Here is a 21,217-nt window from a genome sequence, read left to right on the forward strand (position 1 = left end):
CGCCGCAGCGCCTGTTCAGGCTGGGATACTGGCGTCAGGCAGTTCCTCGACACTCCAGCTCAGACCGGAGAAGCCTTCACGGTGGGCAAAGGTCACCAGATGCACATCAATGGCAAAGCGCGCCTGAATCAGCCCCTTCATATCCTCAGCCGTAACACGGATGGTCAACCCGTCGCGGTCGGCCAGAAATGTCGCCGGGCCGGACATCAGCGCGGCAGTGCCCTCCGACTCATCAAAGCTCACCGCCACCTTATGAGCAAAGTGCTTGCACAGCTGTTGCAGATATTTCGAGCCATTTTCCGTTGCATAATGTGCGGTTGAGATGAGCATGTTTAATTCCCTACTGTTTTAGACGGAATATCCTCTGGAAACCGGCAGGACAAGACGGTAACAGGGCTTCAAACCGCGTGAAGCCAGATCATCAGCCACACGCCCGAAACTCAGGAGCCGCTGATGATCCGCGCCCCCCTTTTCGGCCTGCTGGCCGCGCTTCCGCTTGCCGTTACCATGGCACAGGCCGATCCGGTCACGCTCCTGACCGCGCAGGGCGAGGTTTCGGTTCCTGCCGCCCCGGCCAAGGTCGCGGTGTTCGACATTGCGGCCATCGACACCCTGACAGCCCTTGGCGTGACCCCGGATGGCACCCCGGACAAGCTGTATGTGGACTATCTGTCCGATGTGCCGGTCAATCCGGTGGGCACCCTGTTCGAGCCGGATCTGGAGGCGCTTGCGCAGCTTGCACCCGATCTGATCATCGTGGGTGGGCGGTCATCGACGCAGGTTGATGCGCTGTCGCCGATTGCGCCCACCATCGACATGACGATCTGGGAAGACATCCCCGCCGAGGCCCGCCAGCGGATCGAAGCCTATGGCACCCTGTTCGGCAGGACCGAACAGGCGGCAGACCTGCTGGCAACCTATGATGCGATCCTGACGGCCGCCAAAGCCGCCGTGGCGGGCAAAGGCACCGCGCTGATCCTGCAGACCAACGGGTCCAAGGTCTCGGCCTATGGCAAGGGTTCGCGGTTTGGCTGGATTCACACCGCCCTCGATCTGCCCGAAGCCTACGCGAACCTGAACCCCGATACTCATGGCGATGCGGTCTCGTTCGAGTTCATTGCACAGGCCAACCCCGACTGGCTGATCGTGGTGGACCGTGCCGCCGCCATCGGCGAGACGGCTTCCGCGCAGGCCACGCTGGACAACCCGTTGGTTGCCGGAACCACGGCAGGGCAAAAGGGCCAGATCATCTATATGTCCTCTGGCCCGATTTACATCGCAGGGGGCGGTTACACGTCGATCACCACCACCCTGTCGGAACTGACCGCCGCGTTCTCGAAATAACCCGAAGTCCTGCCCAGCCATGCGCCCGGCCCTTGCCCTTTCCCTCACCCTGTTGCCGCTGTCCGCCGCCAGCCTGTTGATCGGGGCGGCGGATATGAATCTGGCCTCTGTGGGCACCGACCCGCAGGCCGCGCTGATCCTGACCGTGTCGCGGCTGCCGCGCACGCTGGCGGTGATCCTGACCGGGGCAGCGCTGGGAATCGCCGGGGTGGTGATGCAGCAGCTGGTGCGCAACCGCTTTGTCGAGCCGGGCACCACCGGCACGGCGGAAAGTGCGGCGCTGGGGTTGCTGGCGATAGCGCTGATCGCGCCCGCCGCCCCGATCTGGGTCAAGATGATGGCGGCCAGTCTGGCCGCCATGGCCGGAACCGCACTGTTTTTGCGGCTGATCCGCCGCCTGCCCGCGCGGGAGGTGCTGCTGGTGCCACTGGTCGGGATTGTCCTGTCCACCATTCTGGGGGCGATGGTCACCTTCATCGGCTGGCAGACGGATCTGTTGCAGATGATCGGCATCTGGCTGTTCACCGGCGAATTTTCCGGCGTGATCGCCGGACGGTATGAGCTGCTCTGGATCGCCGCCGCCGCAGCGGCGCTCGCGTGGTTCGCCGCCGACCGTTTTGCCATTCTGGGGCTGGGCGAGGCGGCCGCCACCGGGCTGGGGCTGAACCCCGATGCGGTGATGCGGCTGGGCCTGGTGGTGGTGGCGGTGGTCACCGCGCTGGTGATCGTGACCGTCGGCATGATCCCGTTTATCGGCTTGGTTGTACCCAACATCGTGGCGCGCGGCATGGGCGACAACCTGCGCGCCACCCTTCCCGTCACCGCAGCCGGCGGGGCGGCACTGGTGCTGGCCTGCGACATCATCGGGCGGCTTGTGCGCTATCCCTATGAGGTGCCGGTGGGCACGGTTCTGGGGGTGGTCGGCAGCCTGCTGTTCCTGTGGCTCTTGTACCGCGAGCCTGCCCGTGGATAGGCGCATGATCGCCCTGTCACTGGCCCTGACCGGGGCCTGCGCCGCCTATCTGTTCTGGGGGCTGGGTCCGAAATGGCAGTTTGTGTTGTCCCTGCGCGCGGGCAAACTGGCGGGGATGCTTCTCGTGGGCGCAGCTGTCGCAGTGGCGACGGTGCTGTTCCAGACCGTCAGCCGCAACCGGATTCTGACGCCGCAGATCATGGGGTTTGATGCGCTCTATATCCTGATGCAGACCGCACTGGTTGCCAGCCTTGGGCTGAGCGGCTTTGCCAGTCTGACCGCGCCGGTCAAATTCGCGGTCGAGGTGGCAATCATGATCGCCGCCTCGCTGGCGCTGTTTAGCACCCTGCTGGGTCGCGCCGGGCAGGATGTCGCGCGGCTGATCCTGACCGGGGTGATTCTGGGTGTGCTGTTCCGCTCGGCTGCCGGGTTTCTGGCGCGGTTGCTGGACCCGAATGCCTTTGCTGTGGTGCAATACGCAAGTTTCGCCAGCTTTGCGCGGGTGAATACCGATCTGCTGCCAATCGCGGCGCTGCTGACCTGCGCGGCAATCTGCGCGGCGCTGTGGGTAGCACCACGTCTGGATGTGCTGGCACTTGGTCGCCCGATTGCCGTGTCGCTGGGCCTTGCGCATGACCGGCTGATGCTGCTGGCGCTGTCGCTTGTCGCGGTGCTGGTCTCGGTCGCGACGGCGCTGGTCGGGCCGATTGCGTTCTTCGGGCTGATCGTGGCCGGGCTCGCGCATGAGGCCGCAGGCTCAGGCCGCCATGCCCGGCTGTTGCCCATGGCGATGCTGATCGCGGGGATAATGCTGGTCGGCGGGCAGACGCTGTTTGAACGCGCGCTTGGCCTGCAATCCACGCTGGCGGTGGTGATCGAGTTTGTGGGCGGGCTGTTTTTCCTGTGGTTGCTGCTCAGGGGGCGCATCAGATGATCGAGGTTCAGGGCGTCAGCCACCAGATCGGCAAGATGCCGATCCTGTCAGACATCACGCTGCGCCTGCCCATGGGCAAGCTGACCGCGCTGATCGGGCCGAATGGCGCGGGCAAATCCACCCTGTTGTCGCTTACGGGGCGGCTGATGCCATTGCAGGCGGGGCAGATCCGGGTGGATGGGTCCGACATCGGCACCACCGACACCCGGGCGCTGGCAAAGCAGATGGCGATCCTGTCGCAATCCAACCCCTTGGGCAGCCGGTTGCGGGTGCGCGAGCTGGTCAGCTTTGGCCGCTGGCCGCATCATCAGGGCAGACCCGGCCCAAGGGATGCGGCTGAGGTCGAGCAGGCGCTGCACGACATGGACCTGACCCCGCTGGCCGACCGCTTTCTGGATGCGCTGTCTGGCGGGCAGCGGCAGCGCGCCTTTATCGCGATGACGCTGGCGCAAGGGGCGGAGTGGTTGTTGCTGGACGAGCCGCTCGCTGCGCTCGACATGGCGCATGCGCGCGGCGTGATGGCGCGGCTGGCGGGCTTGCGCGATGCGGGTCGCAGCATTGTGGTGGTGTTGCATGACATCAACCATGCGGCGGTCTGGGCCGATCATATCGTCGCGATGAAAGCCGGGCGCATCGCGGCCGAAGGCCCGCCTTCGCAGGTCTGCACCGCCGAAGTGCTGGGGACGATCTATGACATGGAGCTGCGGGTGATGCAGGTTGAGGGCAAGCCGCTGGTGCTGCATCATCTTTAGGCGCGCTTTCCCCCCGCACCAAGGCTGACAAACCGGGGGATCACAGGCTATGTATCCGCACCCCTGCCCGAACGGATGTGCCAGTGACCGCCAGCAACACCACAGACCTGCCACCGCCTGCCCCGGATTTTCCCGATGAGGATCCGCGCATCGGCTATAACCGGGTGTGGTTCAACCTCTTGCGTATCCAGCGCACCGCCTTTCCCCGCATCGCGCGCGCTCTGCGCCGTCACGGCATGGAAGACCCGGTCTGGCACGAGATCATGCTGGAAATTGACCGGAGCCGCGACGGCCTGCAGATGGCAGAGCTGGAACGTCAGCTGCACATCGCGCAATACACCCTGTCGCGCCATGTCAGCCGCATGGCCACCGCAGGCCTGATCCGGCGCGAGCGGATGCCGGGTGCCGGGCGCGGGCAACGGCTGTTTCTGACCGAAGAAGGGCGGCTGGCGAACGATGCGATCTGGCCCGAATATATGGCCGCCATTCAGGCCGAATTCGCGCACCGGCTCAGCACGGACGAGGCCTATGCCCTGTGTCGCGTGCTGATCCGGCTGTATCCCTGACGGCGGAGCCCTGCGCCCCGCCGTCAGGAGGATTTCAGAATTTAGACACCAGCGACAGCGTCACGGTGCGGCCCGGTTCGCGCAGCGGAATCACTGTGTTGAAATCCGCGCCATAGGTCGCTCGGTCGGCGAAATCGGTATCAAACAGGTTCGTCACCTCGGCCCGCAGACGCAGGTTCTGCATGCGGGGCGGCACGTATTCCGCGAACACATTCACCACCTCATAGCCTTTGAGCGAGTTCTGAGCATCCGCCGGCACCGTGTTGTAATCAAAGGCCACATCCAGACTGCCCCCAAGCGTCCAGCCCGATGCCCCAACCTCTTGTTGCACCTCGAATGCCAGAACCTGCCCCAGAGGCGCGCCAAAATCCTGCGCGTCATAGCTGCTGGACGCGGTGCCGTTCACCGTCACCTTGCTGTTGGAATAGGTCAGCCGCGCAAAACCGCCGCCCCAGCCATAGGTGCCGCCCAGGTTGAAACCCCGGCTTTCAAAGTCAAAGTTATCCTCGGCCCCGCGTGCGTTGTCGATTTTGGTCTGGAACACCTCGCCGCCAAGGGTCAGGCGGCCATCGGTCCAGTCCACGCCCGCGACGATGTTTTCCGACCGCGACGGTTTCAGCGTTGCATAAGACCACAATGGGCGTGGTGCGCGGTCAAAGGTATAGTTATCCTCGATGTCGATGCCGCCAAACACCGATGACACCCCGGCGCGCAGGGTCAAAGCGTCGGTCACGCCGTAAGAGACCGACGCATTGCCCGACAGACCCGAATTCGTGTCTTGCCAGCCGGTGACGCCGGTAAAGGTCTGGCGGTCGGCGCGCAAGCCGAACGACAGCTTCAGCCGCTCCACCGGCTCCAGCCGGGCTTGGGCGAACACCCCGATGTTGCGCGATTTTTCCTCCAGCCGCAGCCCCGGCCCTTCATACAACCCGTTGCGACGATAGGCATCGAGGCCCACGGTCACCGTGTCACGCTCGCTCAGGTTAAAGGTGTTCTGCAGCGTCAGTGATGTGGTGCCAGAGGTGCCTTCGCTGCTGTACGGATCGGGCACGTTGACTTCGCTTTCCGAGAAGCCGATCACCAGCTTGGGATCCCACAATCCGGTGGCCTGCGTGTTCTCATAGCTCAGCGAAACGCTGGTCCGTGTGGTGTCATAAACCCGCGTCGCCGGGGTCGGACGACCGCCGATCGTGCCGCCAAAATTGGCCCGGTACGGGCGCAACGCCTTGTCACGCAACTGCTGCGCCGAAAACTCGATCCGGTCGCCCTGATCGCTTTCATAGGCGAGCTTGACCAACCCGCTTTGCAGATCGGCCCGGCTGCCCTGAATGGTGTTGCCCGCGCCCGCCTGGTAATCATCGCCCTGTGCGGATTTCAGATATCCCAGCCACTCGAACCCCTCGTGCCGTCCGGCAGCGGTCAGCGCGCCGGTCAGGGTCTTGCCGTTGTCGGCATAGGACAGCCGCAGATTGCCGCCGATGTTCTGCCCGTCTGCCAGAATGTCGCCTGCATCCACGGTTTCAAACACCACCGACCCCGCCATCGCATGTGGCCCGGCATCCGCCGCCGCCACGCCGGCATCGGCACGCGCGGCTTTCAGCAGGCCGGGGTCGATGGCATTGGCCGATACATGGTGAAACGCGCGGTTGTTCTGCGCCACGCCGTCCAGTGTCACCCGCAGGTTCAGCATATCGACGCCGTTGACAAAGATCTTCTGTGCAATCGGCATCGCACCGCCCACCGAGACCGAGGCGATCCCGGCAAACAGATCCTTCAGATCGCCGGTGCGGGCGCGCTCCAGTTCGGCTTGCGACACATATTGCGTCGTCGCCCGATCCGCCGCCCCGGCCTGTTCATCCTGTTGCGCGACAAGAATCGGGTCTAAGCTGATATCCTGCGCCAGTGCGGGCAAAGCAAACAGACTGACGCTGGCACACAACAGGCCGCGCGCTCCTGCGGAATTGAAACGGGTCATGGACCACTCCGTTGTTTTTGGGGTTTGGCGTGGCTTCGGAGGTCCGTGGCTGCGTCATTCGGGCCGGGTAGCCGGGACATCCGATACATGCAAGTGCATGTGTGATCCGCCCAGCTTGTTGACAAATTTAGTCACCAATTGTAGTCCGAAAGTCGCAGGATCAGGAGACGCAGATGGAAACGGCTACAGATTTGGGCACAGACACTGCCGCAGCAGCAGTGTCATCCTTTGTGTCCTTCGTCGAAATGGGTGGCCCGGCGATGTGGGCGATTGCCCTGCTGTCGGTGCTGACCGTCACCTTGATCCTGTGGAAGATCATGCGTCTTGTGTCATTCGGGGCATGGTCGGGTGGGCGGCACACGGCCAAGGCTCTGGCCCTGTGGAAGACCGGGCGAACCGTCGAAGCCCTGGCCCTGCTGGAAAACCGCAGGTCGCTGCGCGCCATTCTGGCCCATGCCGCGATGAAAGCCGCCCAGAACCCCGGCCTTGACCGCGACGCCGCCGAAGCGGAGACCGGGCGCGTGGCGCGCGGCCTGCTGCTCAAGGCGCGTGCGGGGTTGCGGGGGCTGGAACTGGCCTCGACCATCGGCCCCCTGCTGGGTCTCCTTGGCACCGTCACAGGGATGATCGCCGCGTTTCAGGCCCTGCAAGAGGCGGGCAGCCGCGCCGATCCTGCGGCTCTGGCGGGCGGCATCTGGGAGGCACTGCTGACAACCGCCGCCGGCATGGCGGTGGCCATTCCCGCACAGGTGGCGCTGACCTGGTTCGAGGCGGTGGTCGATGCGCTGCGCCATGACATGGAAGATTCGGCCACGCAGATCCTGCATGGGGCAAAGCCTGTCGTCCCGCTGGTTCCAGCCGCAAACCGGGCTGCAGAATGATCAGCTTTGGCGCAGATCGCCCGCGCAGGCGCCCCAATCTGACGCCGATGATCGACGTCGTGTTTCTGCTGCTGGTGTTTTTCATGCTGGCCTCGCGCTTTGGTGTTGACCGCGCGGTGCCACTGTCGCTGCCCGGCAGCGGCGGCAGCTACTCCGGCCCGCCGCGGCTGGTGGAACTGTCTGCTGAGGGCCTGCGCCTGAACGGCAGGGCCATCGCGCCCGAAGATCTGGCCGCCGCGCTGACCGCGCTGATGGACAGCCCCACTGATGCCATCGTGTTGCGGCCACAGGACGGGGCCGATCTGCAAGCGCTGGTCGTGTTGATGGAAACACTGGGCGCTGCGGGGTTTTCGCGGCTGGTGCTGGTGGAGTAGCCGATGAATTTCAGTGACCCACCCCGCCGGAAACCCGCCGAAAACCTGCTGCCGATGATCAATGTGGTGTTTCTGCTGCTGATCTTCTTTCTGATTTCGGCCCGGCTGACCCCGCCCGAACCCTTTGCTGTCATCCCGCCAACCGCGCAGACCGAAGCCGAGGCGCAGGGCGATTTCACCCTGTTCATCGCCGCTGACGGGCAGATCGGCTATCGCGACTCTCTGGCCGATGCCGCCTTGGCCCAGATCACGGCCAGCCGTGACAGCCATTGCGCCACCGCAGATTGCGAAGCGGAACCGCCGCGCCTGACCCTGCGGGCGGATGGCGCCTTGCCAGCGGCAACGCTGGCTGGTTTGCTGCCCAAGCTGTCGGGACTGGGGTTTGCCAGCATCGAGCTTGTGGCCGAAGGAGGGCGCTCATGACATCTGCGCGCGTACAGGCGGTATGCGCCCTGACCCTTGCCGTCGGCCTGCATGTTGGTGCCTTTGCCACGCGGCCCGCCCCAGCGGGCGCGGTGTCGTCCGGGTCGGGTGGTGAAGATCTGGTCTCGCTGCAGGCCGCCGATGCCAGCCTTGCCGAACTGGTCGCCGACTGGGACCGCCCGCCGCAACCCGTCACCGAACCTGCGCCAGAGCTTGCGATGCCCGAGGCCCCCGAGCCCCCGCCGCAGATGGCCGCCCTCGCCGAACCCGCGCTGCCCCCCGCACCACAGCCGATGCTGGCACTGCCGCAGATGGCGGACACGCCGCTTGTCGCCGATGTCACCCTGCCCGAGCCACCGCCCGAGATCGCCCCGGAGCCTGCGACCGAGCCGGAGCCTGTGCCTACGATCAGACCAAAGGCAAAACCGCAGACGGCCCCAAAACAGGCCGAACCAAAGAAGCTGGCCGAAAAACCCACAGAGCAGAAAAAGCCTCAGGCCAGCAAACCCTCGGCCGGGCAAGTGGCGCAGAAAGCCGCTGGAGCCGGTGGCGGGCCGCAGGCCGGTCAAGGCGGGCAGGCGCAAGCCGCAACCCTGTCGGAGGCCAAGGTCAACGACCTGAAAAGCAGCTGGGGCGCTTCGGTCCGGGCGCGGGTGGAACGACGCAAGCGCTATCCCTCTGCCGCAGGCGGGGCATCCGGCACCGTGACCGTGCGCCTGACCGTCACCCGCGCCGGTGGGCTGACAGCGGTGGGAATCGCAAAATCATCCGGCACCCCCGCACTGGACGAGGCCGCAATCAGCGCCGTGCGCAGCGCAGGCAAATTCGCCGCTGCGCCAAAGGGGCTGACCGACGCCAGTTACAGCTTTACCCTGCCGATGAAATTCGCACGCTAGCCCAAGCGGACAAAGCCATCCGCCCCCTGTGCGCATCTGCCGCCCGGACCGGCGCGGCGCTGCCCTATCCCGCCTTGCGCCGACGCGCTATGCTGCGGCGCGGCAAGGCGAGGAGGCGAGATGACGGTTCTGCTGATCCTGATGGCTCTGGCCCTGCTCATTCTGGGGGCGTGGCGCGGCATGTCGGTGCTGGTGCTGGCCCCGGTGCTGGCCTTGTTGGCCGCCAGTTTGTCGGGCGCGCCGGTGCTGGCGGGCTATACCCAGATCTTCATGCAGGCGGCGGGCGGGTTTGTGATCGCGTTCTTCCCGCTGTTTCTGCTGGGCGCGGTGTTTGGCCGGGTGATGGAGGCGTCGGGTGCGGCGCAGCGGCTGGCGGAGGCTATCGCAACCGCGCTTGGCCCGCAAAACGCCATCCTTGCGGTGGTCGCCGCCTGTGCGGTGCTGACCTATGGCGGAGTATCGCTGTTTGTGGTGGCCTTTGCTGCCTGGCCCCTTGCGCGGGCCTTGTTTGCCCGGACCGACCTGCCTGCCCGGCTGATTCCCGCGACCATCGCCCTTGGCGCGTTCACCTTTACCATGACCGCCCTGCCGGGCACGCCCTCGATCCAGAATGCGATTCCGATGGCCACCTTTGGCACCACCGCCTTTGCCGCCCCCGGTCTGGGGCTGATCGCGTCGGCTGTGATGCTGGGGCTTGGGGTCGCATGGCTGCAGTTGCGGGTGCGGCGGATGGCGGGCGAGGCCGCGCCGGATGCCCCCGAAATCCCGCCGCGTGATACCCCCTTGCCGCTCTGGGTGGCACTGGTGCCGATCCTGTCGGTCGGGGTGGTGACGCTGGGGATGGGCAGCGTGATCCTGCCCGCGCTCGATACCGGCTATCTGGCTGATGCGCTTTACGGCGCGACGGAGCTGTCGCGGGTCAAGGGGCTGTGGTCAGTGATCACCGCGCTGACCGTGGCGCTGGGGCTGGCGCTGATCCTCAGCCGCCCGCCGCAGATGATGCAGGTGGTGAACGCAGGCGCGGAATCCGCGCTGCTGCCCCTGTTCAACACCGCCAGCCTTGTCGGTTTTGGCGCGGTGATTGCCAGCCTGCCAGGGTTCGAGGTGTTGCGCAGCAGTCTGGAGGGGCTGTCGGGCGGCAATGTGCTGATCTCGGCGGCGCTGTCTTCGGGGGCCTTGGCGGGGATCACCGGCTCTGCCTCGGGTGGCATGTCGATTGCGCTGGATGTGCTGGGGCCATCGCTGGTGGCGCAGGCCGCTGTGCAGGGCGTTGAGCCGGGTCTGCTGCACCGGGTGGTGGCGGTCGCCACCGGCGGGCTGGATACCCTCCCCCATAACGGCGCGGTGATCACGCTGCTGGGCATTTGCGGCATGACCCACCGGCAGGCCTATGGCGATATCTTTGTGGTGGCGGTCGTCATCCCCACCCTCGCCTGCGCCCTGATCATTGCGCTTGGCATGGTGTTCGGCAGCTTCTGATCCACCTTTGAACCGCTAATCCACCATCTCGGTTGCCAGAGCAAAATCGGTCAGCTCGTCCTCGACCAGAATGTAGATGTTGGCAGGCGGGGTCTGCATGGCGCGGGCCGACAGCCGCAGGTCGATGCCCATCTCGCCCAGATAATCCAGCACCTCGCCCTGCCCGTGCTGGATGCTTTCGACCGCGACAAAGGCGGGCAGCAGAGTGCTTTCCCCAAAGTAGTGCTGATGCACGCCGACAAGGGCGGTGCGGCTGACCCGCCGCTCTGTCCCCGCAGCAAGGATATAGGGGCAGGCCGAGAAACACGCGGCCCCCGCCTGCATCAGCGTCGGCACCTCTGCCGCGCGGATCATCCGCCCGATGTCCAGCGCGTCACTGACCGACCCACCGGGGCTGTGCAGCGCTATCTGCTCGGGCACCGCCGCCCGCTGCTCCAGATAGTCGGCAAAGCGGGCAGCATCACCCGGCTCAATCGCGCCTTCCAGCAGCACGGTTCTGGCCCCGTCCACCGTCATTTCGGTGAATTTCAGCCGCGCGGGCACCTGATCACTGCGCGGAAATCCCGGCCCGGCAGGCAGATCGCGCGGCAGGTCACGCGGCGCATAGCGGCGGGTCTGATCGCCGGGGCGCACCGGCACAGCGGCAGGCGGGGCCGGGTTGGCGCGGAACAGATCTGGCAGAACCTGCCGGAAATCGCCAAACACGATCAGCCCGGCCAGCGCCACCTGCGCCACCAGCATCGCCTGCAACACCCGCCCCGATCGCGAAACCCGCACGCCGCTCATTCAGCGCCTGCCGCTGATCAGATGCGGCGGCGGCACATCGGCAGGCGGGGTCGGGTTGGCGCGGAACAGATCTGGCAGAACCTGCCGGAAATCGCCAAACACGATCAGCCCGGCCAGCGCCACCTGCGCCACCAGCATCGCCTGCAACACCCGCCCCGATCGCGAAACCCGCACGCCGCTCATTCAGCGCCTGCCGCTGATCAGATGCGGCGGCGGCACATCGGCCGCCTCAGGCGCGGGGTCAACCGCTGCCACCCGCATCGGCGGCGGGCCCGGCTCTGCAACCGGATCAGCAGCGGGCGCTTCCAGCGCCCGCAGCGCCGTCACAGCGGCGCGGAGTTCGGCCAGCGTCATCGTTTCCTCCGGGGCCGAGGTGCCGCGTTCAGCCCGGATCGCGCCTTGCGCCACCATCATGATCAGCACCAGCACCGCCGGCAAAAGGTCAATCGCAATCGCCCCCGCCCAGGACGGGACGAAATCACCCGCATAGCGCAGCACCGCATCGGCGGTCGAGATCGGGGCATAGGTGGTGTCATCGGGTGTCGGCATCGCCAGCACCTCATCCGCCGCCGCTTTCAGCGTCGTCGCCCGCTGCGCCAGCAGTGTCAGCACCGCGTCAATCGTGCTGCGCTGGTCGCTGCGGATGCTGTCGGTCGAGCCATCCAGTTCCGGCACCACGACCGAGGCCGACAGATCCTGCGCCGCCCGCGCCACCAGAGGGGCCACCGACAGCTGGCGCAACTGCGCGATCAGCCCGGCCAGCCGCACCGATTCTTCGGCAAACTCCACCGAGCGCTGTTCGACATCGCCGACCGAGGCGGTCAGTGCCCGCATCCGGCTCAGGATCAGGTTGCCTTCGGAAAACGCCGCCTCGACCAGCGGCCCTTGTGCTGCGATTTGTGCCTCCAATCCCGCCAACTCGTCCGCCTTCTGGGTCAGCACCCGGAACACCGCGCCACGCCCTGCGGTGCCCGACAGATTGCCGGTGGCCTCTTGCGCCGACAGATCCTGAAAGCTTTGCCGCGTGCGGGCGACATCGAGGCCAAGCCCTTGCGCCGCCACCGTCACCCGGTTGGCCTGTTCCAGACCAACCTGATACTCCTGCACGGTCTTGGCCAGATGCTGCTCCACCGCCGCCGACCCGGCCAAAGCCGCCGCGTTCAGCCAGCTGGACATGGCGATGATCGCCAGCGACCCCAGCGCCATCGACAGAAACAACCCCAGCCGCGCCGAGGCGGAACGCATCGCGGGCAGCAGGCGGATCAGATAGCTCCAGAACACAAAGATCGCCACCGACACCGCCAGCGAATAGGCCACCGCCGCGAAAAAGCTCAGCGCGCCAGAGTTGTTCAGCAACGAGGACACACCGAGATAGGTGTAAATCCCCGACGCCACCGACAACACGCCCAGCGCCATCGGGGTAAAGGTTTCCAGCGCCTTGAGGTGACCTTCGATTTCGCGCGCGGATTGCAGGCCACGCGCCTCGGCGTTTGTCGGGGGTGGGGTCATGCGTCTGCGGCTCCTTTTGTGCGGCCGGAACCCGGCAGGCGGTCCTGCGAAAGATAGGCGCAGGCAGGCCCCGCACCAAATGCCAACAGCGTGAACGCCGAGCCGTGGTCTCGCCCATCCGGTGTTGGAACCACGCCTCCCCCCCGGCGTTGACAGGGTGAAGGCGGCCACGTCCGCCCCTGTCCCAATAAAGAGGTGTCCCGATGTTGGTCGATCAGTTCTGGAAAGAAATCAAAGGCGTGAATTCTGCGATGCTTGCCATCGGCAGCGCCCGCCATGTTCCGATGTCCCCCTATTCGCGGCAGGAAGAGTCCGCGATCTGGTTTATCACCGCACAGGGCACCGATCTGGTGACGGCCCTTACCAAGGGTGAGTCTGATGCCTCGCTGATCGTGACTGGCGAGAATGACATTCACGCCCGCATTGAGGGCGCCGCCGGGCTGGTGCAGGACCGGGCCAAACTGGAAGAGCTGTGGAACCCGGTCGCCAGCAGCTGGTTCGATGGCATCGACGACCCCGACATCCGCCTCATCCGTCTGGTGCCGACCGAGGCAGAGGTCTGGCTGACCCCCGGCGGGCTAGGCTTTGCCTTTGAGTTGGTTAAATCCAAGCTGACTGGCAAACAGCCTGATATGGGCGAGCATTTCAGCCTGGCGTTCTGAACCGCATTTTGCCACCCGCGATGTAGAATACCCCGGACCATCAGGTCCGGGGTTTTTCTGTATACCCGTGGTCAAGCCGCATCGCCGATACCGGCCTGCGCCAAAGGCTCGTGCCGCAGCACCGGCGCGCGCCCCGGTTGCAGTTCCACGCGGATCACCCCGCCCCCGGTTTGTCGCCGCACCACAAAGCCACGGCCTGTCTGTTCCAGCTTTGTCTCGCCCGGCCCCTGAAGGTCGGTGAAATGCTCGCGGCGCAGTGTCAGCAGGTCACGGGTCAGCCGGTATTTCCGCCCGCCGAACGTCTGCGCCTGCTCCAGCGCCATCCCCTGCCGCAGATCGACCGGGGCGCGGTTGTCCGGGTCGGTCAGCCAGAACGCCGGGCCTTCGCAGCCGCGATAAAAGTCCGGCACGCCGCGAGAAAGGGTTTTCAGCGCCAGTTGCACCAGCGAAAGCATCTCGCCACGCTCGATCAGCGCCGCCGCCGCCTCTGGCAGCTCTGCTTGCCACGCGGTGGCCAGATCGCGCGCCAGCCTCAAGGCCGCGGCCTCGGCCGCCTCGTCGGGATGAGACGGGGTTGTGATCTCTTTTGCCTCGCGCATCGCCTTTTGCAGATAGGCCGCCACCCTCTCGGGCAGATCCGGCGCATCCCCCGCCGGTTGCCAGGCCGCCAGAAGCGCATGCATCAAGACCCACAGCTCATCTTTGCGCATCCCTCCCGCCAGGGCGGCCTGCACTTGCGGCAGCACAGTCATGTCGCGCCAAAGGATCTGCACCGCATCGGGCAGGTGCGCGCAGGCCACCAGCCGCATGCGCGCATCTTCGCTGCGCTTGGTGTCATGGGTCGAGGTCAACACCATCGCCCCCGGCGCCATCGCCGCCCAGAGCGCCGCGAACGCATCGGAGGTCAAGGCCACATCATCGGGCGCGGCCCCGACCTCACAGGCCGCCGGATAGGGCAGAAAGCGATAGAGCGCGGTATCCTCAGCCGATTTGGCCAGCACCGCCCCGCTGGTCTGCTGAAACAGATCGCGGAACGCAGCCTCTGCCGGCGTCTGCGCCTGTGCAATACAGTCGGTCAGGCGCAGCGCGGTGGTGGACGGGCGCAGGCTGGCACGGATATGTGCGCGCATCTGCGCCATCGCCGCATCGGCAAACTCCGCCGACTGTCCGTCTTCACCGAAATAGGTGCGATAGACCGGCATCCCCTCCAGCATGGCGATCACCGCCTGCCTCAGGGTTTCCGGGCCGGGATCATGCTCTGGGTCATCGGCCAATGCGGCGCGGCCCTGATCGACCAGTCGCAACACCTCTGCCGCCAGATCATAGCGCAGGATGTCGCGCTTGGCGGTTGTCAGCGTCGCCGCATACTCGGTGCCGCGCCCGAGGTCCGCCGACCACAAAGCGGTCAGCGCCGCCACCCCGTCGGGCGGTGTCAGCACCCGGGCGATGTCGCGGGCTTGTTCATAACCCGTGGTGCCCTCGACTGGCCAATCGGGCAGCGGCTCATCCCCTACCAGAATCTTCTCCACCCAGACCGGCACATCCGGCCCCATCCGGTCGCGCAACCGCGCCAGATACGCCCCCGGCGCGCGCAAGCCGTCGACGTGATCCACCCGCAGCCCCTGCACATCGCCGGTGGCGATCAGCGCAAGGATCAGACGGTGCATGTCGTCAAACACCTCTTCGCGTTCAACCCGCATGCAGATCAGTTCGGTGATGTTGAAAAATCGCCGGTGCGTGATGCAGTCGCTGCCCGCCTGCCAGTCGGCCAATTGCCAGCACTGCCGCTCCAGCACCTCTTCCACCGTGCCCTCTGCCCCGCCGCGCAGCGGCAGGCGCACATCGCCCGCGATCAGCACCGCCCCAAGCCGCTCGTCCGGTTCCACCCGCAACGCGCCGTCCACCAGCATCGCCTTGACCGGGCGCGGCAACCACGGCAGCACCAGCCGCCCGGCGGACCAGTCAATGTCGAAATGCTGCGCATAGCGGCTTTCCTGCCCGTAGCGCAGCACATCGCGCAGCCACGGGTTTTCCAGCGAAAACGCGGTATGATTGGGCACGATATCCAGAATGATGCCAAGTCCCCGCGCCCGCGCCGCAGCCGCCAGATAGCGAAACCCGTCAATGCCGCCCAGATCCGGGTCTACCGCATCGGGGCGGATCACGTCATAGCCGTGGGTCGAACCGGAGCCCGCCGCAAAGATCGGCGACAGATACAGATGGCTGACGCCCAGCCGCGCAATGGCATCCAGATCAGCCTTCACGCAGTCAAAATCAACGCCGTTGCGCAGTTGCAGGCGATAGGTCGCAAGTGGCAGCATCGGCAGAGTCTCCGTTGAACATCTCGATCAGACAAACCCCTGCCGGAGCAAAGCGGTTCCCACTCCGCCGCCACGCTCTGCCGCGCCCCCTTTGCGCCGCGCGGGTCTGCCGCTAGACTGCGCCGATGACAACGCGCCCCGCCAAACACTCGCTGACCCTGCACGGACACCGCACCAGCGTCTCGCTGGAGCCTGCGTTCTGGGACGCCTTTCGCGCCATCGCCACCGAGCAGGGCGAGACGGTGAATGCCCTTGCTGCCCTCATTGATGCGGCGCGTCAGGGGGATGAGGGGCTGGCCTCGGCGATCCGGGTGTTTGTCTTGCAGCATTATCGCGGCAAATAGCCCAATCCCGGACTGGAAGCGGGCTGCCACTTGCGCTATGGCGACACTCATCGCACCCTCAGGGAGAGTCCCATGAAAGCCGCTGTCATCACCTTCCCCGGATCAAACTGCGACCGTGATCTGGCATCGGCCTTTGAACAGGCGGGGTTTCAGGTGGCGCGGGTCTGGCACAAGGATACCGATCTGCCGCATGGCGTTGATGTGGTCGGCGTGCCGGGCGGGTTTTCCTTTGGCGATTACCTGCGCTGCGGGGCGATTGCCGCGCAATCCCCCATCGCGGCGGCGGTCAAGAGCCATGCCGTAAAAGGTGGCTTCGTTCTGGGCATCTGCAACGGTTTTCAGGTGCTGACCGAAATGGGCCTGCTGCCGGGTGTGCTGATGCGCAATGCGGGTCTCAAATTCGCGTGCAAGCGCGTCACACTGCGGGTCGAGACCACCAACAGCCCCTATACCAACGCCTACGGCCGCGGGCAGGAGATCGAGATTCCGATTGCGCATCACGATGGCAACTACACCATTGACGCCGAAGGTCTGGGCCGCCTGCAAGGCGAAGACCGCATCGCCTTTACCTATGAACAAAACCCCAATGGCTCGATGGCCGATATTGCCGGCGTGCTGTCCGAAAACCGCCGTGTGCTGGGCATGATGCCCCATCCGGAACGCGCCTGCGAGCCGGTGCATGGTGGCACCGATGGTGCCGGAATGTTCCGTGCGCTGATGGGCGGGATGGCGCTTGCCTGACCGGCCCCGGCTTGAGGCATCCCTGACCAGAGCCTAAAGTCGCGCACATGGCGGACACACGGCTTCCCATGGATCAGGACGAAGACACGCAAGGGATTTCCTGGCGCGTGAAACTGGTGATTGCGCTGATGGTGATCCTTGCCGTCGGTGTGGTGCTGGTCACAAACCGCTGGCTCACCGAACGATTTTCGGAAACCACCCGCAACCGCGCCGATCTGCGGCTGGCGCTTTACTCCGGCAACATGATCTCGGAATTGCAGCGGACCTCGGTGGTGCCGCTCTTGTTGTCCACCGATCCCGCCTTTGGCGAGGCGCTGCGGGCCGGCAATTATTCCCAGACCTCGCAACGGCTGATCAAGGTTCAATCCGAAATCGGCGTGGCTTCGATCATGCTGATGGACCGTGATGGCCGGGTGGTCGGTGCCACCAACCGCAATCTGCTGGGCACGCCCTACCGGACCGAAAGCTTTTACGTCGATGCCCTGCGCGCCAAGGACACGATCTTTACCGCCGCACGGCGGGGCACGGCGGGGTTCGATTTCACCTATTCCCGGTCGATCATCGTGGATGGGCGTCCAGTGGGGGTAATCGCGGTCGCGGTCGATCTGATGAAATACGAACGCGCCTGGGCCGGGTTTCAGGATGCGGTGCTGGTTGCCGACAGCGAGGGCACGGTGATTTTGGCCACCGAACCGCGCTGGCGTGGCCTGCCCTTGTCCGAGGCGCTTGCAGTCCGCGAGGAACGCTCTGCCATCGGGCGCGCGCTGCAGGCCACCGCCGACTGGGCGCAGAACCCGCCTGACGCCTACTTGTCAGGTCAGGCTGTGATGAAGACCGAGGCGCGGGTGCCGTTCCGCGGCTGGCGCATGGTCACGCTGACCGCCTACGATTCGGTGCGCGAGCGGGTTAACGGCGTGTTGGCGCTGGAAATCATGGGCTTTGCCATCCTGCTGGCGCTGACGTTCTATGCCCTGTCGCGCAAGGCCTGGTCGCAAAGCATGAGCTTTCGGCGCGAATCTGCGGAACTGCGCCTGCTCAACGCCCGCCTGCAACGTGAGATTGCCGAGCGTGAAAAGGTGCAAAAGGATCTGGCCGTGGCCGAGCTGACCCTCGCCCAGTCGTCCAAACTGGCGGCTTTGGGCGAGATGTCGGCTGCGGTCAGCCACGAGTTGAACCAGCCGCTTGCCGCGATGAAAACCTATCTGGCCGGCGCGCGCCTGCTGTTGCAGCGCCGCAGGCCAGAGGAAGCGCTGTCGTCGTTCCAGCGCATCGACGATCTGATCGAGCGCATGGGCGCGATCACCCGCCAGCTGAAATCCTATGCCCGCAAGGGCGGTGAGGCGTTCGAGCCGGTCGATCTGCGGCAGGCGCTCAGTTCCGCGCTGTCGATGATGGAACCCCAGCTCAAAGCGCGGGTGGTCAAGATCACACGCACCCTGCCCCGCCAGCCAGTGATGGTGCTGGCTGACCGCATCCGGCTGGAACAGGTGATCATCAACCTGCTCCGCAACGCGCTGGACGCGACCAAGGACCGTCAGGGCCCACAGATTGATCTGATCCTCAGTCAGGGCGATACCGCCATGCTGATGGTGCGTGACAACGGGCATGGGATCGTCGATCTGGATAACCTGTTCGAGCCCTTCTACACCACCAAGAAACCCGGTGAAGGCGTGGGCCTTGGCCTTGCCATCTCATCCGGGATCGTGGGCGATCTGGGTGGCCGGTTGACCGCGCGCAATGCCGAAGGCGGCGGCGCGGTATTTGAAATGCAATTGCCCCTGTTGGGGCCGGTAAAAGAGCAGGAAGCTGCGGAATGAGGTATTCATGTCGCGCGCAATGAAAGTGGCCATCGTCGATGACGAAGCCGATATGCGTCAATCCATCAGCCAATGGCTGGCCCTGTCTGGTTTTGACACCGAGACTTATGCCAGCGCCGAAGACGCGCTCAAGGGCATCGGTGCCGATTTTGCGGGCGTTGTCGTCAGCGATATCAAGATGCCGGGTATGGATGGCATGGCGTTTCTGAAACGGTTGATGAGCATGGATTCCGGCCTGCCCGTCATCATGATCACCGGCCACGGTGATGTGCCGATGGCGGTCGAGGCGATGCGGGTCGGGGCCTATGATTTTCTGGAAAAGCCGTTCAACCCCGACCGGATGACCGAACTGGCCAAACGTGCGACCCAGGCCCGCCGCCTGACGCTGGACAACCGCGCCTTGCGGCGCGAATTGTCCGACGGCTCGGTGCTGATGAAAAAGCTGATCGGCGGCAGCCCGGTGATGGAGCGTCTGCGCGAGGATATCCTCGATCTGGGTCAGGCCGACAGCCATGTGCTGATCGACGGCGAAACCGGCACCGGCAAGACGCTGGTGGCGCATGCCCTGCATGCGGTGGGGCCGCGCGCGTCGAAGAAATTCGTCACCATCTCTTGCGCCGCATGGTCCGAAGACCAGCTTGCCGCCAAGCTTTTTGGCCCGGCCGAAGATGGCGCGATCCCGCTGGTCGAAGAGGCGCGCGGTGGTACCCTGTGTCTGGAAGATGTCGAGGCGCTCAGCCAGTCGCTGCAGGCCCGGCTGCTGACCCTGATCAACGAGTCTGGCACCCCGCCGGAAACCCGCATCATCGCGATCTGCAACGAACATGTGGCCGACAAGACGCTGGAGGATATCCTGCGCGCCGATCTGTTCTACCGCCTTGGCGCGATGACCATCCTGTGCCCGCCACTGCGGGCGCGCGGTGAGGATATTCTGACCCTGTTCACCCGGATGTCGGAACAGTTCGCCGAAGAATACGGCTGCGACGCGCCGCAAGTCACCGCACAAGAGGCGGCACAGCTGTTGCAGGCGCCATGGCCCGGCAATGTGCGCCAGCTGGTCAACATCGCCGAACGCGCGGTGTTGCAGAACCGGCGCGGCTCCGGCTCGATTGCCAGCCTGCTGATGGCCGATAACGAAGCATCCGGCCCGGCGATGACGACCGAGGGCAAGCCGCTCAAGGAATATGTCGAAAGCTTCGAGAAGATGCTGATCGACAACACCATGCGCCGCCACAAGGGCAGCATCGTCGCCGTGATGGACGAGCTGTGCCTGCCACGCCGGACGCTGAACGAAAAGATGGCCAAATATGGATTGCAGAGGCAGGATTATACCTGATCCCGTCGCGATCCTGTTACAATGCCGGGGCTAAGCACGGCGGGAAAACCCTGAAAGGTTCCCGCCGTGAACACCCCCCTCACCTCCCCCGCGCAAGACTGGCTGCAGGCCGAACTGGCCGACACCTTTGACGAGGATTTCGAGCTGGAGCTGGAAGATGCCCAGCTCTCGCTGGAAATCTCGCGGATCTACAAGGAAAAGCACCCCGACACGATTGACCGGCACGAGTACTTCCACGCCCTGATCCGGATGCAGTCCGAGCTGATCAAGCTGCAGGACTGGGTGCAGTATCACGGCAAAAAGGTCGTGGTGCTGTTTGAGGGCCGCGACAGCGCGGGCAAGGGCGGCGTGATCAAGCGCCTGACCCAGCGGCTGAACCCGCGCGTGGTGCGCGCGGTCGCCCTGCCCGCCCCTTCGGACCGCGAGAAATCGCAGTGGTATTTCCAGCGCTACGTGCCGCACCTGCCTGCGGGCGGCGAAATCGTGCTGTTCGACCGCAGCTGGTACAACCGCGCCGGGGTCGAACGGGTGATGGGCTTTGCCGATGAGGATCAGGTCGAGCAGTTCTTTCACGATGTGCCCGAATTTGAGCGTATGCTGGTCCGCTCTGGCATTACGGTGATCAAATACTGGTTTTCGATCACCGATGAAGAACAGCAGATGCGATTCCTGATGCGGATTCATGACCCGATGAAACAGTGGAAACTGTCGCCGATGGATCTGCAAAGCCGGGTGCGGTGGGAGCAGTATACCAAGGCCAAAGAGGAAATGATGGCGCGCACCAACATTCCCGAAGCGCCGTGGTATATCGTTGAAGGCAATGACAAAAAGCGCGCGCGGCTGAACTGCATCGACCATCTGCTCAGCCTGATCCCCTATGAGCCGGTCCCGCATGAAGAGGTTCACCTGCCCGACCGGGTGTTCAACCCCGACTACGAACGCGCCGTCCTGCCGCCTGAACTTTACGTTCCGGCCAAATACTGACCCCTGACCGGGCGGCCTGATCCGTGCCCGGATGGCGTGTGGCATAAATTGCCCATTGCCCTTGCGCGCGCTTTGCCGCTAGGGTTGCCGGGCAACGGTATATCCTTTGCACAGAATTCT

22 protein-coding genes are annotated in these 21,217 nt (G+C 65.0%); 16 read left to right on the forward strand and 6 right to left on the reverse strand.

Going from position 1 to position 21,217, the window contains the following annotated elements; genetic code table 11:
• Positions 1-15 precede the first annotated feature (15 nt).
• Positions 16-330, reverse strand: a complete 315-nt coding sequence (locus D1012_RS13055) for a DUF2218 domain-containing protein (protein ID WP_118152927.1) — start codon at positions 328-330, stop codon at positions 16-18.
• Between the two features lie 123 nt (positions 331-453).
• Between D1012_RS13055 and D1012_RS13060 the strand changes: the two genes are divergently transcribed.
• The 5 genes from D1012_RS13060 (at position 454) to D1012_RS13080 (ending at position 4,569) form a co-directional block, all read left to right on the forward strand.
• On the forward strand, positions 454-1,344 hold the full coding sequence (locus tag D1012_RS13060) for a siderophore ABC transporter substrate-binding protein (protein WP_118152929.1): 891 nt from the start codon (positions 454-456) through the stop codon (positions 1,342-1,344).
• 19 nt (positions 1,345-1,363) lie between these two features.
• Positions 1,364-2,317, forward strand: coding sequence for an iron chelate uptake ABC transporter family permease subunit (locus tag D1012_RS13065; RefSeq protein WP_118152931.1), 954 nt, complete (start codon positions 1,364-1,366; stop codon positions 2,315-2,317).
• Positions 2,310-3,251, forward strand: coding sequence for an iron chelate uptake ABC transporter family permease subunit (locus tag D1012_RS13070; protein WP_435530918.1), 942 nt, complete (start codon positions 2,310-2,312; stop codon positions 3,249-3,251). The genes D1012_RS13065 and D1012_RS13070 overlap by 8 nt, the downstream gene beginning before the upstream one ends.
• Positions 3,248-4,003 (forward strand): iron ABC transporter ATP-binding protein, encoded by a 756-nt coding sequence (locus D1012_RS13075; RefSeq protein ID WP_118152935.1) that lies wholly within the window; start codon positions 3,248-3,250, stop codon positions 4,001-4,003. The genes D1012_RS13070 and D1012_RS13075 overlap by 4 nt, the downstream gene beginning before the upstream one ends.
• 83 nt (positions 4,004-4,086) lie before the next feature.
• On the forward strand, positions 4,087-4,569 hold the full coding sequence (locus D1012_RS13080; protein WP_233517117.1) for a MarR family winged helix-turn-helix transcriptional regulator: 483 nt from the start codon (positions 4,087-4,089) through the stop codon (positions 4,567-4,569).
• Between the two features lie 34 nt (positions 4,570-4,603).
• Here the strand turns inward: D1012_RS13080 and D1012_RS13085 are convergent, their stop codons facing one another.
• Positions 4,604-6,544 (reverse strand): TonB-dependent receptor plug domain-containing protein, encoded by a 1,941-nt coding sequence (locus tag D1012_RS13085; RefSeq protein WP_118152937.1) that lies wholly within the window; start codon positions 6,542-6,544, stop codon positions 4,604-4,606.
• Positions 6,545-6,717: 173 nt separating this feature from the next.
• Between D1012_RS13085 and D1012_RS13090 the strand changes: the two genes are divergently transcribed.
• The 5 genes from D1012_RS13090 (at position 6,718) to D1012_RS13110 (ending at position 10,597) form a co-directional block, all read left to right on the forward strand.
• Positions 6,718-7,425: a MotA/TolQ/ExbB proton channel family protein gene (locus tag D1012_RS13090; RefSeq protein ID WP_118152939.1), complete on the forward strand. Its 708-nt coding sequence runs from the start codon at positions 6,718-6,720 to the stop codon at positions 7,423-7,425.
• Positions 7,422-7,799 (forward strand): ExbD/TolR family protein, encoded by a 378-nt coding sequence (locus D1012_RS13095; RefSeq protein ID WP_118152941.1) that lies wholly within the window; start codon positions 7,422-7,424, stop codon positions 7,797-7,799. Before D1012_RS13090 ends, D1012_RS13095 begins: the two co-directional genes overlap by 4 nt.
• Before the next feature lie 3 nt (positions 7,800-7,802).
• Positions 7,803-8,222, forward strand: a complete 420-nt coding sequence (locus D1012_RS13100; protein WP_118152943.1) for an ExbD/TolR family protein — start codon at positions 7,803-7,805, stop codon at positions 8,220-8,222.
• Positions 8,219-9,118, forward strand: a complete 900-nt coding sequence (tolA, locus tag D1012_RS13105) for a cell envelope integrity protein TolA (RefSeq protein WP_118152945.1) — start codon at positions 8,219-8,221, stop codon at positions 9,116-9,118. Before D1012_RS13100 ends, tolA begins: the two co-directional genes overlap by 4 nt.
• Before the next feature lie 120 nt (positions 9,119-9,238).
• Positions 9,239-10,597, forward strand: a complete 1,359-nt coding sequence (locus tag D1012_RS13110) for a GntP family permease (protein WP_118152947.1) — start codon at positions 9,239-9,241, stop codon at positions 10,595-10,597.
• A gap of 15 nt (positions 10,598-10,612) precedes the next feature.
• On the opposite strand, the gene D1012_RS13115 is transcribed toward D1012_RS13110, so the two are convergent.
• The 3 genes from D1012_RS13115 to D1012_RS13125 are packed head-to-tail and all read right to left on the reverse strand — an operon-like array spanning position 10,613 to position 12,892.
• A complete protein-coding gene (locus D1012_RS13115; protein WP_435530919.1) occupies positions 10,613-11,374 on the reverse strand; it encodes a COG3904 family protein in 762 nt (253 codons plus the stop codon).
• Positions 11,375-11,383: 9 nt separating this feature from the next.
• Positions 11,384-11,557: a hypothetical protein gene (locus tag D1012_RS22675; protein ID WP_158569350.1), complete on the reverse strand. Its 174-nt coding sequence runs from the start codon at positions 11,555-11,557 to the stop codon at positions 11,384-11,386.
• Positions 11,558-11,566: 9 nt separating this feature from the next.
• On the reverse strand, positions 11,567-12,892 hold the full coding sequence (locus tag D1012_RS13125) for a hypothetical protein (RefSeq protein ID WP_233517118.1): 1,326 nt from the start codon (positions 12,890-12,892) through the stop codon (positions 11,567-11,569).
• A 203-nt stretch (positions 12,893-13,095) separates the two neighbouring features.
• Here D1012_RS13125 and D1012_RS13130 point away from each other — a divergent pair, with 203 nt between their 5' ends.
• Positions 13,096-13,554 carry a pyridoxamine 5'-phosphate oxidase family protein gene (locus tag D1012_RS13130; protein ID WP_118152953.1) on the forward strand — a complete coding sequence of 153 codons (459 nt, stop codon included), beginning with the start codon at positions 13,096-13,098 and terminating at the stop codon, positions 13,552-13,554.
• 71 nt (positions 13,555-13,625) lie between these two features.
• Here D1012_RS13130 and treY read toward each other — a convergent pair whose 3' ends face one another.
• Positions 13,626-15,875, reverse strand: coding sequence for a malto-oligosyltrehalose synthase (gene treY / locus D1012_RS13135; RefSeq protein WP_118152955.1), 2,250 nt, complete (start codon positions 15,873-15,875; stop codon positions 13,626-13,628).
• Between the two features lie 125 nt (positions 15,876-16,000).
• On the opposite strand from treY, the gene D1012_RS13140 reads away from it, so the two are divergent.
• The 5 genes from D1012_RS13140 (at position 16,001) to ppk2 (ending at position 21,097) form a co-directional block, all read left to right on the forward strand.
• Positions 16,001-16,219 carry a ribbon-helix-helix domain-containing protein gene (locus D1012_RS13140; RefSeq protein ID WP_118152957.1) on the forward strand — a complete coding sequence of 73 codons (219 nt, stop codon included), beginning with the start codon at positions 16,001-16,003 and terminating at the stop codon, positions 16,217-16,219.
• Between the two features lie 72 nt (positions 16,220-16,291).
• The gene (gene purQ, locus D1012_RS13145) at positions 16,292-16,960 is read left to right on the forward strand and encodes a phosphoribosylformylglycinamidine synthase subunit PurQ (RefSeq protein ID WP_118152959.1); all 669 of its coding nucleotides are present in this window, start codon (positions 16,292-16,294) and stop codon (positions 16,958-16,960) included.
• 128 nt (positions 16,961-17,088) lie between these two features.
• A complete protein-coding gene (locus tag D1012_RS13150; RefSeq protein WP_435530920.1) occupies positions 17,089-18,777 on the forward strand; it encodes a sensor histidine kinase in 1,689 nt (562 codons plus the stop codon).
• 7 nt (positions 18,778-18,784) lie between these two features.
• Positions 18,785-20,113, forward strand: a complete 1,329-nt coding sequence (locus tag D1012_RS13155) for a sigma-54-dependent transcriptional regulator (RefSeq protein WP_118152963.1) — start codon at positions 18,785-18,787, stop codon at positions 20,111-20,113.
• 66 nt (positions 20,114-20,179) lie between these two features.
• On the forward strand, positions 20,180-21,097 hold the full coding sequence (gene ppk2, locus D1012_RS13160) for a polyphosphate kinase 2 (protein WP_118152965.1): 918 nt from the start codon (positions 20,180-20,182) through the stop codon (positions 21,095-21,097).
• The last annotated feature ends 120 nt before the right edge of the window (positions 21,098-21,217 follow it).

It is taken from the genome of Pseudotabrizicola alkalilacus, assembly GCF_003443995.1.
GTDB classification, from domain to species: domain Bacteria; phylum Pseudomonadota; class Alphaproteobacteria; order Rhodobacterales; family Rhodobacteraceae; genus Pseudotabrizicola; species Pseudotabrizicola alkalilacus.